The organism is Streptomyces sp. NPDC050439, from assembly GCF_040655335.1.
In the GTDB taxonomy this organism is placed as follows: Bacteria; Actinomycetota; Actinomycetes; order Streptomycetales; family Streptomycetaceae; genus Streptomyces.
On sequence record NZ_JBFAJT010000001.1, the window covers coordinates 988397 to 1000644 of the forward strand.

Annotated in this window: 13 protein-coding genes; 8 read left to right on the forward strand and 5 right to left on the reverse strand. The window is 71.9% G+C overall.

All coding sequences use genetic code 11. The annotated features are described in order from the left end of the window. Window positions 1–100 precede the first annotated feature (100 nt). From AB0I66_RS04445 to AB0I66_RS04455, 3 genes are read left to right on the forward strand one after another with little or no spacing between them, the layout of a single operon-like run. Complete coding sequence (locus tag AB0I66_RS04445) at window positions 101–889, forward strand: ABC transporter permease (RefSeq protein ID WP_363206172.1); 789 nt, start codon at window positions 101–103, stop codon at window positions 887–889. A 12-nt stretch (window positions 890–901) separates the two neighbouring features. Then, a complete protein-coding gene (locus tag AB0I66_RS04450; protein WP_363206173.1) occupies window positions 902–1465 on the forward strand; it encodes a hypothetical protein in 564 nt (187 codons plus the stop codon). A gap of 36 nt (window positions 1466–1501) precedes the next feature. Then, window positions 1502–1993, forward strand: coding sequence for a glutathione peroxidase (locus AB0I66_RS04455; protein WP_363206174.1), 492 nt, complete (start codon window positions 1502–1504; stop codon window positions 1991–1993). Window positions 1994–2055: 62 nt separating this feature from the next. Here AB0I66_RS04455 and AB0I66_RS04460 read toward each other — a convergent pair whose 3' ends face one another. Further along, a complete protein-coding gene (locus AB0I66_RS04460; protein WP_363206175.1) occupies window positions 2056–2697 on the reverse strand; it encodes an SRPBCC family protein in 642 nt (213 codons plus the stop codon). Between the two features lie 157 nt (window positions 2698–2854). On the opposite strand from AB0I66_RS04460, the gene AB0I66_RS04465 reads away from it, so the two are divergent. Further along, window positions 2855–3517 (forward strand): TetR/AcrR family transcriptional regulator, encoded by a 663-nt coding sequence (locus AB0I66_RS04465; RefSeq protein WP_363206176.1) that lies wholly within the window; start codon window positions 2855–2857, stop codon window positions 3515–3517. Window positions 3518–3606: 89 nt separating this feature from the next. After that, window positions 3607–4794: a serine hydrolase gene (locus tag AB0I66_RS04470; protein WP_363206177.1), complete on the forward strand. Its 1188-nt coding sequence runs from the start codon at window positions 3607–3609 to the stop codon at window positions 4792–4794. 31 nt (window positions 4795–4825) lie between these two features. On the opposite strand, the gene AB0I66_RS04475 is transcribed toward AB0I66_RS04470, so the two are convergent. Beyond that, window positions 4826–5239: an SsgA family sporulation/cell division regulator gene (locus AB0I66_RS04475; protein WP_363206178.1), complete on the reverse strand. Its 414-nt coding sequence runs from the start codon at window positions 5237–5239 to the stop codon at window positions 4826–4828. 172 nt (window positions 5240–5411) lie between these two features. On the opposite strand from AB0I66_RS04475, the gene AB0I66_RS04480 reads away from it, so the two are divergent. The 3 genes from AB0I66_RS04480 to AB0I66_RS04490 all read left to right on the forward strand — a co-directional run bounded on the left by AB0I66_RS04480 (window position 5412) and on the right by AB0I66_RS04490 (window position 8814). Then, the gene (locus AB0I66_RS04480; protein ID WP_363206179.1) at window positions 5412–6953 is read left to right on the forward strand and encodes an ATP-dependent DNA ligase; all 1542 of its coding nucleotides are present in this window, start codon (window positions 5412–5414) and stop codon (window positions 6951–6953) included. A 108-nt stretch (window positions 6954–7061) separates the two neighbouring features. Further along, entirely contained in the window at window positions 7062–7547 is a 486-nt protein-coding gene (locus AB0I66_RS04485) for a TrkA C-terminal domain-containing protein (protein ID WP_363206180.1), read from the forward strand. Between the two features lie 4 nt (window positions 7548–7551). Continuing rightward, on the forward strand, window positions 7552–8814 hold the full coding sequence (locus tag AB0I66_RS04490; RefSeq protein WP_363206181.1) for a cation:proton antiporter: 1263 nt from the start codon (window positions 7552–7554) through the stop codon (window positions 8812–8814). A gap of 162 nt (window positions 8815–8976) precedes the next feature. On the opposite strand, the gene AB0I66_RS04495 is transcribed toward AB0I66_RS04490, so the two are convergent. The 3 genes from AB0I66_RS04495 to AB0I66_RS04505 are packed head-to-tail and all read right to left on the reverse strand — an operon-like array spanning window position 8977 to window position 12088. Continuing rightward, a complete protein-coding gene (locus AB0I66_RS04495) occupies window positions 8977–10833 on the reverse strand; it encodes a gamma-glutamyltransferase (RefSeq protein WP_363206182.1) in 1857 nt (618 codons plus the stop codon). A gap of 11 nt (window positions 10834–10844) precedes the next feature. Beyond that, a complete protein-coding gene (locus AB0I66_RS04500; protein ID WP_363206183.1) occupies window positions 10845–11903 on the reverse strand; it encodes an oligopeptide/dipeptide ABC transporter ATP-binding protein in 1059 nt (352 codons plus the stop codon). Continuing rightward, a complete protein-coding gene (locus AB0I66_RS04505) occupies window positions 11900–12088 on the reverse strand; it encodes a hypothetical protein (RefSeq protein ID WP_363206184.1) in 189 nt (62 codons plus the stop codon). Before AB0I66_RS04505 ends, AB0I66_RS04500 begins: the two co-directional genes overlap by 4 nt. Between the last annotated feature and the right edge of the window lie 160 nt (window positions 12089–12248).

The window sequence follows — 12248 nt, forward strand, 5'->3', positions numbered from 1 at the left end:
CCCCGCATCCTCACAGACCGGGCCCGCTCGCGACGACCCCGGACGCACGAGTCCCGATCACCGGCGCGGCGCGCCGCCGGAACGGCCCTAGGGTGGGCGGGTGCGTGATCTCGCTGCCGGGGCCCTGCTGCCGGTCAACGTGACGCTCGGCGTGGTGCTCCTTCTCCTGCTGCTCGTCGCCGCCACGGCCGCCGCCGTGTTCCGCCTCTCCCCCGACGGCACGTACGGCAGGGCGCGGGAGATCCTGGTGGCCGGGGTGCGGGCGGCCGTGCAGCTCGGCGTGGTGTCCCTGGTCATCGGCTGGGTGATCCACCACGTCGTGGCGCTCTTCGCCTTCCTGCTCCTGATGTTCGCCGTCGCCGCGCGCACGGCGGGGCGCCGCGTCACCTCAAACCGCACCTGGTGGTGGGCGGCGCTGCCGATCGCGGTCCCGGTCGTGCCGGTGGTGGCGGCACTGACCCTGGCCGGTCTGCTGCCGGTGAAGGGCATCGCCATGATCCCCGTGACGGGCATCCTGATCGGCGGAGCGCTGACCGCGACGGTGCTCGGCGGGCGCCGCTCCCTGGACGAACTCCACTCCCGCAAGGGCGAGTTCGAGGCGGGCCTGGCCCTCGGCCTGCTCGACAGGGACGCCCGCCTGGAGGTGATCCGCCCCGCCGCGTCGGACGCCCTGCTCCCCGGCCTCGACCAGACCCGCACGGTGGGCCTCGTCACCCTGCCCGGAGCCTTCGTCGGCATGCTCCTGGGCGGCGCGTCACCGGTCCTCGCGGGCGCGGTGCAGCTGTTCGTCCTGATCGCCCTCATGGCGGTCCAGACGATCGCGGTGGCCACGACCGTCGAACTGGTCGCCCGGGGGCAGCTGAACCGGACGGAGATAACCTCGGAGTGACGAGGGGGGACCATGTCACTTGCCGACCAACTGCCCGCACTGATCGGTGTCGTGGTGGGCTCCGTGGGGTCCTACGCGGCCCAGAGCCTGACCGAGCGGCGCAAGTGGAAGATCCAGAAGCTGGAGCGTTGGGACGAGAAGCGGTTCGAGACGTACATCCGCTACGGAAACGCCCTCAAGGTGCAGCTCCGGATCGCTCAGCGCATCGGCGCGGCCATGGGGTACACGGACGTGACCGATCCGCTGGAGCCGAGCCACGGGTTCACCGAGCTGGCCGAGGCCGAGTCCCATCGCGCGGCCGAGTGGGAATCGATGCTGCTCGTCGGGGACGCGGCCACCATCGCGGCGGCCCGGAAGTGGCATGAGGCCGTGTGGACCATAGAACTGCTCGTACGGGAGGGCGTCAGCGCGTCGACCGACTGGGCCCGAGCGCATCAGATAGCCAGCGCCGCACGCGATCACTTCTACGAGAGCGCGCGCGGCGACCTCGGCATCGGTGGCGCTCCCCCGCCCTCGGGCGAATGGCCGCGCCAGTGGCGCGCCGAGCTGTCGGAGCGAACGGAACCGCGCCCGTAGCAGGCCGTGTGCCGACCGGAGCGTAGGCTCCGGACCATGTCTGTCTACGACGCGGTAAAGATCGAGAGCCTGCAGGGCGGCCCGGCGAACCTGGACCAGTACCTGGGCAAGGCCGTCCTGATCGTCAATGTCGCCTCCAAGTGTGGGCTCACCCCGCAGTACGCGGGCCTGGAGCGCCTGCAGGAGAAGTACGCGGGCCGTGGCTTCACGGTGCTCGGCGTGCCCTGCAATCAGTTCATGGGCCAGGAGCCCGGTACGTCCGATGAGATCGCCGAGTTCTGTTCGGCGACGTACGGCGTGACGTTCCCGATGACCGAGAAGGTCGACGTCAACGGCGACGACCGGCACGCGCTCTACAAGCAGCTCGTGGACACGGCGGACGCCGAGGGCCACACCGGCGACATCCGCTGGAACTTCGAGAAGTTCATCCTTTCCCCGGGCGGCGAGGTGGTGGCCCGGTTCGCCCCGCAGACCGAGCCGGACGCCCCCGAGGTCGTCGCCGCGATCGAGGCGAACCTGCCGAAGTAGCGTCACGCGCGCACCGAAGGCGCGGTACACCGGCTGTCGCCGGTGTACCGCGCCTTCGTCGTTCAGCGGCCGTGGTGGCCGGCCCGCGCTTCCGCCGCGCTCTTCAGTGCACCCAGCCACCCTTCGAGGCTCTGGCCGAGGATCTCGGTCGCGGCGGGGACGTTCGCCTCGACCTGCTCTCCGGTGTGGGTCTCCTCGGTGCGGACCAGGACGCCGCCCTTGACCCTGGTGAAGGTCCACACGTGGACGCCGTCGATGCGCAGCCCCTCACCGATCGCGGGGCCCGTCCAGCGGATGCACACGTTGCGCTTGAGCTGCTCGACCGTCGAGGTGATGTCCAGGCTGGTGGCGGGGGTCGCCGGGTTGGGCGGTATCGGGGTCGTCCACCGGAACGCCGAGCCCTTGCGCAAGGGGCCGTGGTCGAGACGGTCCGCCGACGTGACGGGGGTCTGCCACGACGGCCAGCGCTCCACGTCGGTCTGCAGCTTCCAGATGGTGCTCAGCGGCGCGTGGATCACGGTCTCGGTGCGGTGGCGGACGAGCACCTCGGGGTCGACGCCCTCGCCGCGGCAGGTGAGGGACGTGCCGTGGCCGGACTGAGGAGTGGCTCCTGCGGGGGCCGCCGCCGTGCCGAGGACACCGGCGGCGGCGAACGGGACGGCGAGCAGTGCGGCGCGGGCGGCGAGGGTGCGCGTTCCGGTCATGGCGTTCTCCTGGCGAGTCGAAGCTGGAGGAAGCGAGCTAGAGGCTCACGTGTTCGTTAGAAGGTATAACGCAACAGAGAACAGGCGGTCAACAGGTTGAGTGATAGCCTCTAACGAAATCTTGAGCCTGTAGCCCCGCGGGAGAGGTGGAAGAGCCATGGCGAAGAGCGAGGCGAGCACTCCGCGCGAGCGCTATCGCGCGCAAGTGCGTGCCGAGGTCAAGGAACGCGCGTGGGAGCAGATCGCCACGGCTGGGGCGTCCGCACTCTCCCTCAACGCGATCGCCAAGCAGATGGGCATGAGCGGACCCGCGCTCTACCGCTACTTCGCCGGTCGCGACGAGCTGATCACCGAACTCGTCCGGGACGCCTACCGAAGCCTCGCCGACACCGTGCACGCTGCCTCCGCCGAAGGCGCCGGCCTGGCCGGACTCGCGCACGTCCTGCGCGACTGGGCCCTCGCGCACCCCCAGCGGTACTTCCTCGTCTACGGCACCCCGGTGCCCGGCTATCACGCGCCCGACGACATCACCGGCATCTCGTCCGAGATCATGGCGACCCTGCTCGACGCCTGCGCGGAACTCCTGCCGGACAGCCCCGCGACACCGTTCGGCAGCCATCTGCAGGACCACCGGGACTGGGCGCAGGGGCACCCCGCGCCGCCGGCCGCCCTGCACCGGGCCGTGTCCTTCTGGACCCGGATGCACGGAGTCCTGTCCCTGGAACTCTCGGGCCACTTCAGCGGCATGGGCTTCGACCCGGCCGAGCTCTTCGCGGCCGAGCTGGACGACCTGCTCACCGAGCCGTCGGCCAGGCCCTGACCGGCCGCGCAACTCCCCGCGGCCACCCCGTACATCCAGTAGGACCAAGCTGACCTGCGGGCTTCGGGACGCGCTCGTACGGTGACTGAATGGTCATCAGGTACCTCCCGCGCTCCTCATCCGTCCGCACCGCGGCCCTCGCGGCAGCCGCTCTGGTCCTCCTGCCCACACCCGCCACCGCGGCCGCCGAGGAGCCCACGCCGCCCAAGCCGGGCCCGGTGTACTCCTCGAACCTCCTGGACCGGCCCGGCGTCCAGGTGCGGCCCGACGCCGGGGCCCCGGCCGTGCCGGGCGAGGTCTCCGCACTCTCCTGGCTGGTGGCCGACGCCCGTTCGGGCGAAGTGCTCGCCGCCCACAACGCGCACCGTCAACTGCCGCCCGCGTCCACCCTGAAGTCGCTCTTCGCCCTGACGGCCCTGCCCCACCTGGACGCCGTGGCCCGGCACCGGGTCACCGAGAGCGAGCTCTCCGAGGTCGGGGACGGCAGCAGCCTGGTGGGGGTCGAGGCGGGGCGCAGTTACACCGTCGCCGACCTGTGGCGTGGGGTGTTCCTCAGCTCCGGCAACGACGCCGTGCACGTCCTTGCCAAGCTCAACGGCGGCTGGCAGCAGACCGTCCGTCAGATGCGCGCCAAGGCCCGCGCCTTGGGCGCCCACGACACCCATGTGGTCTCGCCCGACGGATACGACGCGGCGGGCCAGGTCTCCTCGGCCTACGACCTGGCGGTCTTCGGCCGGGCGGGCCTCGCGGACCCGCAGTTCGCCCGGTACTGCTCGACGTCGATCGCCAAGTTCCCGCACGGCAACTGGTCCTACCCCATCCAGAACACCAACCGGCTGCTCACCGGGGCCGACGGCGTGGGCCGCTACCCGGGCCTGCTCGGCATCAAGAACGGCTACACCAGCCACGCGGGAAACACCCTCATCAGCGCGGCGCAGCGCGGCAGCCGCACCCTCGTCGTGTCGGTGATGAACCCGCAGGCGAGCGGCGGGTACCGCGTGTACGAGGAGACCAGGGCGCTTCTCGACTGGGGGTTCAAGGCGGCGGGGCATGTGCGGCCGGTGGGTTCGCTGGTCTCCGAGAGCGAGAAGCGGGGCACGGCGCAGGGCCCCGCGCACGCCGCGGAACCGGCCGCCCACGCGATCGACTCGGACGGCCCCGCGTGGACCACGATGCTCTTCTTCGCCGCGGCTTCGGCCGCCCTGGTGGTCGGTACGACGCTGGGGGTCCGGCGACGGCGAACGGCCCGCGCCCGCCGCTTCTCGGAGGGCCCGTAGCCGAGGGCCTTTGATCAGATCCCGCCCACGCTCAGACCCCGCCCAGCAACCGGGCGAGATCCTGGTCGAGGCCGAGCCCCTCGGCTTCGCTCCCCGCCCCCACGACGGCGTACGTACGGAGCAGGAACCGCCGCAGCACCTCTCTGTCGAACTGCACCAGGGCCAGACCCTGCGGCGCGTGGAACTCAAGGACCGTGCGCGCCCGCCCGCACGGCCAGACGTGCACGTCACCGCCGCCGGCGGGCGCGCGAAGGCCGTCCTCCAGGAGCTGCCGGGCGAAGATCCACGTGACTTCCGCGCCGTCGAGGGAAGCCTCCGGAGGGAAGACGATCTGCACGGCCAGCGGGTCGGCAGCCACATAGCGCAGGGTCACGGGCAGCGCGCGCTCGCGGCCTTCGCGGGTGATCAGGCGGGCGCGGGCGGGCTGCTCAAGGGTGACGGCCATGATCGGGCTCCTGTTCTGGCGCAGCTGCCGCTGCTCGCACTGCTTTGTTCCGTGCCTGTTCGAGTCCGGCAAGAGGTGATTCATTACGCGGCTCACGGGCCGAGATGTGTGACCTGCGCCACTCCCGGCAGGCGCGTTTCAGGGAGGGCGGCGACCGGGGAAAGGAGAACGCATGCTGCTAGCCCGTCTCGCACACGTATCCGCCACCGTGGCCACCACCCCCGCCCGGTCCCAGAAGATCGCGCTCCTCGCCGATCTCTTCCGTGCGGCCACGCCCGCCGACGCCCCCATCGTCATCCCGTACCTCGCGGGCCGTCTCCCCCAAGGGAGGCTGGGCATCGGATGGAGCCTCCTGAAGGAGGCGCCCGCGGCGGCCGTCGAGCCCAGCCTCACCGTGCAGGCCACGGACCAGGCCCTGACCGCCATCGGCGCCGTCTCCGGACAGGGCTCCCAGGCCGAGCGCAAGCGGCTGGTGGCGGAACTGATGGGCGCGGCGACCGCGGAGGAGCAGCGGTTCCTCGTCGGGCTGCTGACCGGCGAGGTGCGGCAGGGAGCGCTGGACGCCATCGCCGTGGAGGGGCTCGCCCGTGCCACCGAGGCGCCGCCCGCCGCCGTGCGCCGCGCGGTGATGCTGGCGGGGGCGGTGACTCCCGTCGCCGAGGCCCTCCTCGCGAGGGGGCCCGGCGCGGTGGAGGAGTTCCGGCTCAGCGTCGGGCGGCCCGTCCTGCCGATGCTCGCGCACGGCGCCGTCACCGTCACCGAAGGCGTCGGCAAGCTGGGCGGGCCGTGCGCCGTCGAGGAGAAACTGGACGGCATCCGCGTCCAGGTCCACCGGGACGGGGACGACGTACGCGTCTACACCCGCACCCTGGACGACATCACCGACCGGTTGCCCGAACTCACCGCCGCCGCGATGGAGCTGAAGGGCGACACCTTCATCCTCGACGGCGAGGTCATCGCGCTCGACGAGGACGGCAGACCCCGCCCCTTCCAGGAGATCGCCGGACGCGTCGGGTCCCGCATCGACGTCACCACCGCCGCCGCGGGGCTGCCCGTGTCCCCCGTCTTCTTCGACGTCCTGTACGAGGGAGGACAGGATCTGCTCGACCTGCCGTTCGCCGAACGGCACACCCATCTGGCGCGACTCGTCCCGGAGCCGATGCGGGTGCGCCGCGCCGTCGTCGCCGATCCCGCAGACGAGACGGAGATCGGCGCCGCCGAGGAGTTCTTCGCCGACACGCTGCGCCGCGGCCACGAAGGCGTCGTGCTCAAGGCCCTCGACGCCCCGTACATCGCCGGGCGCCGCGGTGCGAGCTGGCTGAAGGTCAAGCCGGTGCACACCCTGGACCTCGTCGTGCTCGCCGCCGAGTGGGGGCACGGGCGGCGAACCGGCAAGCTGTCCAACCTGCACCTGGGCGCCCGGCGCGACGACGGGACATTCGCCATGCTCGGGAAGACCTTCAAGGGCATGACCGACGTGATGCTCGCCTGGCAGACCGAGCGGCTGCGTGAGCTCGCGGTCGGCGACGACGGCTTCGTCGTGACCGTACGCCCGGAGCTCGTCGTCGAGATCGCTTACGACGGGCTGCAGAAGTCCACCCGCTATCCGGCCGGCGTCACGCTCCGCTTCGCCCGTGTCGTCCGCTACCGCGAGGACAAGTCGCCCGCGGAAGCCGATTCCGTCGAGACGGTACTGGCGGAACGTCAGCCCTAGACCCGGGGCGGGACCTCTACCACCAAGTTCTGGCAAAGAACGGGCCTATAGGGTGACCTTAACGCCGTATTGACGCCCATCAGCCAATCAGCAACTAGGGGAAGAGCTGTGTCCGCTTCACGTCTCAGCCAGACGCCACTCCCAGGCATCGGTATCCGGTACGACCTGACCACCCGGGAACACCGCCGGCTCTCGGTCGTCGCGCACCGGGACGGCGCGCGCACCCTCAGCGCCTACCGTGCCGACGACCCCGACGAGTGCGCGCTCTCGCTGCGGCTGAGCTCGGGTGAGGCGGACGCGCTGATCGACGCGCTGATGCCCTCGCACCACAGCCCCAATCTCCTGCACACCACCGACCTCGGTCTGGTCGCCGAGCGCATCGAGGTGGCCGGTTCCTCGCACTGGAACGGGCGCGTGCTCGGTGAGACCCAGATGCGCACCGAGACCGGCGCGTCCATCGTGGCCGTGTTGCGCAGGGCCGAGGCCATTCCGTCGCCCGCACCCGATTTCCGCCTCGCGGGCGGGGACACGCTCATCGTGATCGGCACCCGCGAAGGTGTGGAGAGCGCCGCCGCGATACTCGGGCGGGAGTGATTCGATGCACTCCGCTGTCTTCCTGATCGAATTCGGCGCGATCATTCTCGCGCTCGGGCTGCTCGGCCGATTCGCCGGACGGTTCCGCTTCTCCCCCATCCCCCTCTACCTCCTTGCCGGGCTCGCGTTCGGCGAGGGCGGGCTGCTTCCGCTGGGCGCCAGTGAGGAGTTCGTCGCGATCGGCGCCGAGATCGGCGTCATCCTGCTGCTGCTCATGCTGGGGCTCGAGTACACGGCGAGCGACCTGGTCAGCAACCTCAAGACGCAGTACCCGGCCGGTCTCGTCGACATGGGGCTCAACGCCGTGCCGGGCGCGATCGCCGCGCTCCTGATGGGCTGGGGTCCGGTGGCCGCCGTCGTCCTCGCGGGCGTCACGTGGATCTCCTCGTCGGGCGTCATCGCGAAGGTCCTGAACGACCTGGGCCGCCTCGGCAACCGCGAGACACCCGTCATCCTCAGCATCCTGGTCCTCGAAGACCTGGCGATGGCGGTGTATCTGCCCATCATCACCGCCCTGTTGGCCGGTGTCGGCTGGGCCGCGGGCAGCCTCACCCTGGGCATCGCGCTCGGTGCGGCCGGTCTGGTGCTGTTCCTCGCCGTGCGCTACGGCCGTGTCATCTCGCGCTTCGTGTCGAGCGACGACCCCGAGAAGCTGCTCCTGGTCGTCCTCGGTCTGACCATCCTGGTCGCCGGGATCGCGCAGCAGCTCCAGGTCTCCGCCGCCGTGGGCGCCTTCCTGGTCGGCATCGCGCTGTCCGGCGAGGTCGCCGAGGGCGCGCACAGTCTCCTCGCGCCGCTGCGGGACCTGTTCGCCGCCGTCTTCTTCGTCTTCTTCGGCCTGCACACCGACCCGGCGAGCATCCCTCCGGTGCTGCTCCCCGCGCTCGTGCTCGCCGTCGTGACGGCGTGCACGAAGATCGCCACGGGGTACTGGGCGGCCCGCCGCGCCAAGATCTCCGTCAAGGGACGGTGGCGGGCGGGTGGCGCCCTCGTGGCGCGCGGCGAGTTCTCCATCGTCATCGCGGGGCTCGCCGTCACCGCGGGCATCGAGCCGTCGCTCGGCCCGCTGGCCACGGCGTACGTCCTGATCCTGGTGATCGTCGGCCCGCTGACCGCACGCTTCGCGCAGCCGGTGGCCGCGCTGGTGGGCGGCGCGGTGATGCGCCGCAGGGAGACCGCCGCCCCGGTGGCCCTGCCCTCGCAGCGGGAGCCGGAGCCGTCGGCCGAGGAGTCGCTGGACGGTCAGGAGACGAGCGGCCGGTCCTGACGTCCGCCTTCGGCCGGGTACGCGGTGCGTGACGCCGCGTACCCGGCCGTCTCACGCGGCTTTCACGGATGCGCGTCTGCCGGGTTAGCGCCGTTGCCGGCCGCGGGTCCTGGTCCGTCCTCGCGCAGTTCTCCGCGCCCCTTCGGGCGCTCTCCGGGGCTTCTACCGGCCCACGGCGTACCCCTGCATCCCCCGCGCGTTGGCCGCCGCCGAGAGCACCCCGGTCCGCGGGTCGCGCGCCACCGCGCACAGCCGGCCCTCCGACCAGGGCTCGCCCACCGTCACGTCGTGCCCGCGCCGCCGCAGCTCCTCGATGACCGTCTCGTCCATGCGGGACTCGACCGTGACGCTGCCCGGACGCATGCCGCGCGGGTAGAAGGAGCCGGGGAAACTGTCGTTGTGCCAGTTGGGGGCGTCGATGGCGCCCTGGAGGTCGAGGCCCCCGCGGACGGAGTCACGCAGCGCCACCGCCAGGAAGAAGTGCAGCTGCCACTGGTCCTGCTGGTCCCCGCCGGGCGTGCCGAACGCCATCACCGGTACGCCGTCCTTGAGCGCGAGGGACGGCGTCAGGGTGGTGCGCGGGCGGCGGCCGGGCGTCAGCGAGTTGGGCAGGCCCTCCTCCAGCCAGGCCATCTGGAGCCGGGTGCCCAGCGGGAAGCCCAGCTCCGGGACGACCGGGTTGGACTGCAGCCAGCCGCCGCTGGGCGTGGCCGCGACCATGTTGCCCCAGCGGTCCACGACGTCCAGGTGGCAGGTGTCGCCGCGGGTGGCGCCGTCCGCCGAGACGGCCGGTTCGCCGGGCACGGGTGAGGTGCCGCTCTTGGCGACGGTCGGCTCACCGGCGCCCGCTCCGGGCAGGCCGAGCGCGTCGAAGCCGGGCTCGCCCGCGGCCACCGCGCTCGCATGGGCGGAGATCTTCGCCGTGCGTCCGCCGGGGCTTCCGGGGCGCAGGTCGTGCGACGCCTTCTCGCCGATGAGCGTGCGCCGCTCCTCGTTGTAGGCGGGGGAAAGCAGTTCGGCGACCGGGACCGTGCCGGTGCCGTCCGCGTCGCCGTACCAGGCCTCGCGATCGGCCATGGCCAGCTTGCAGCCCTCGATCAGCAGGTGGACGTAGTCGGCCGAGCCGTAGGCGGGCAGGTCCGCGAGTGCCGAGGGGAGCACGGCGAGCTGCTGGAGGAAGGCCGGGCCCTGGCTCCAGCCGCCCGCCTTGCACAGCGTCCAGCCGTTCCAGTCGTACGTCGCCGGGGCCTCGTAGGTGGCCTCCCATCCGGCGAGGTCGGCTGCCGTCAGCGTTCCGGTGTGCCGGGATCCGCTGGTGTCCATCGTGGGGACGCCGGACTGCCGTATCAGCGCCTCGGCGATGAACCCCTCGCTCCAGATCCTGCGCGCGGCCTCGATCTGCTCGACGCGCGAGCCGGTGCCCGCCTCATCGATCACACGGCGCCAGGTCGCGGCGAGCGCCGGGTTGCGCAGGAGCTCGCCGGGCTGCGGAGACCGGCCCTCCGGCAGGTAGATCTCGGCCGACGACGGCCATTCCGTCTCGAAGAGTTCGCGCACCGTCTCGACGGTCTCGCCGACGCGCTCCACGGGTGCGTGGCCGTCCTCGGCGTACCCGATGGCGTACTTGAGGACGTCGGCGAGGGACTTCGTCCCGTGGTCGCGCAGGAGCACCATCCACGCGTCGAAGGCGCCCGGCACCGCGGCCGCGAGCGGACCCGTGCCCGGCACCAGTTCGAGGCCGAGCGAGCGGTAGTGGTCCACGCTCGCTCCGGCGGGCGCGACGCCCTGCCCGCACAGGACCCGCACCTCGCCGTCGGCGGGGGCCAGGATGATCGGCACCTCGCCCGCCGGGCCGTTGAGGTGCGGCTCGACGACGTGCAGGACGAAACCGGCGGCGACCGCCGCGTCGTAGGCGTTGCCGCCGTCCTCCAGGACGGCCATCGCGGACTGCGAGGCGAGCCAGTGGGTGGAGGACACCATGCCGAAGGTGCCTTGGAGGGTCGGCCTAGTGGTGAACAAGAGTGCTGCTCCTAGCGTGCGGTGCGGGTACTGGGGATCGTACGGAGGGTCGGGGCGGCGGCCGCGTCGGGAGCGGTGCCGTCGTCGGCGACCAGATGGCAGGAGACCTCGCGCCCGCCTTCCCCGGGAAGCGAGCGCAGTCCGGGCACTTCGACCCGGCAGCGCTCGACGGCCAGCGGGCAGCGCGTGTGGAAGCGGCAGCCGGGTGGCGGGGCGAGCGGGCTCGGCAGTTCACCGCTGAGGACGATGCGCTCGCGGGTGCGCTGGAGGACCGGGTCGGGCACGGGCGCGGCGGACAGGAGCGCCTGCGTGTACGGGTGCTTGGGATCGGCGAACAGCTCGGCGGTCGGCGCCTGTTCGACGATCTGGCCCAGGTACATGACCGCGATGCGGTCGGCGAGGAACTCCACGGCGGCCAGGTCGTGCGTGATGAACAGACATCCGAAGCCGCGGTCCCGCTGCAGGTCGGCGAGGAGGTTGAGGACCGAGGCCTGCACGGAGACGTCGAGGGCCGACGTGGGTTCGTCGGCCACCAGGAGGTCCGGGTCGACGGACAGGGCGCGGGCGATGGAGATGCGCTGGCGCTGCCCGCCGGAGAGTTCGTGCGGGTGCCGGTCGGCGTGCTCGGGGCGCAGACCGACCTGGCCGAGGAGTTCGGCCACGCGCGCGCGTGCCGCGTCCCCCTTGGCGATGCCGTGCAGACGCAGGGGTTCGGCGATGATCTGTCCGACGGTCATGCGCGGGTCGAGCGAGGAGGAGGGGTCCTGGAAGACGAGGTGGAAGTCTTTCCGGAGGGGCCGCAGGGCACGGCGCGAAAGGCGGGTCACATCCGCGCCGTTGATGCGGACCGTGCCGCCGGTGGGTTCGTCCAGCCGTACGGCACAGCGCCCCACGGTCGACTTGCCGCTCCCCGACTCGCCGACGAGTCCGACGACTTCACCCCTGCCGACGGTGAGCGTGACGCCGTCGGCGGCCCGCACGAAGCCGCCGGGTGAGGCGAAGTGCCGCTCCAGGCCGACCAGTTCGAGCACCGGGGCCGTCTCGGCTTCGCGAGTCTGCGTGGGAGTCACTGTCCGGCCTCCTGAATGGTGGGCGTGAGAACCGCGGCGTCCTGCGGGTGCCAGCAGGCCGCTCGGTGCGCGGCATCGCCATCGGCGGCACGCACGAGACCGCCAGGTGAAGCGAAGTGCCGCTCCAGGCCGACCAGTTCGAGCACCGGGGCCGTCTCGGCTTCACGTGTCTGCGTGGGAGTCACTGTCCGGCCTCCTGAATGGTGGGCGCGAGAACGACGGCATCCTGCGGATGCCAGCAGGCCGCACGGTGCGCGGCATCGCCATCGGCGGCACGCACGAGACCGCCAGGTGAAGCGAAGTGCCGCTCCAGGCCGACCAGTTCGAGCACCGGGGCCGTCTCGG

Excerpts from the sequence above, each read along its gene's own strand:
- AB0I66_RS04450 (WP_363206173.1), top strand. The coding sequence starts at position 902 with ATGTCACTTGCCGACCAACTGCCCGCACTGATCGGTGTCGTGGTGGGC.
- AB0I66_RS04480 (WP_363206179.1), top strand. The coding sequence starts at position 5,412 with ATGCTGCTAGCCCGTCTCGCACACGTATCCGCCACCGTGGCCACCACC.
- AB0I66_RS04465 (WP_363206176.1), top strand. The coding sequence starts at position 2,855 with ATGGCGAAGAGCGAGGCGAGCACTCCGCGCGAGCGCTATCGCGCGCAA.
- AB0I66_RS04490 (WP_363206181.1), top strand. The coding sequence starts at position 7,552 with ATGCACTCCGCTGTCTTCCTGATCGAATTCGGCGCGATCATTCTCGCG.
- AB0I66_RS04475 (WP_363206178.1), bottom strand. The coding sequence starts at position 5,239 with ATGGCCGTCACCCTTGAGCAGCCCGCCCGCGCCCGCCTGATCACCCGC.
- AB0I66_RS04470 (WP_363206177.1), top strand. The coding sequence starts at position 3,607 with ATGGTCATCAGGTACCTCCCGCGCTCCTCATCCGTCCGCACCGCGGCC.
- AB0I66_RS04455 (WP_363206174.1), top strand. The coding sequence starts at position 1,502 with ATGTCTGTCTACGACGCGGTAAAGATCGAGAGCCTGCAGGGCGGCCCG.
- AB0I66_RS04460 (WP_363206175.1), bottom strand. The coding sequence starts at position 2,697 with ATGACCGGAACGCGCACCCTCGCCGCCCGCGCCGCACTGCTCGCCGTC.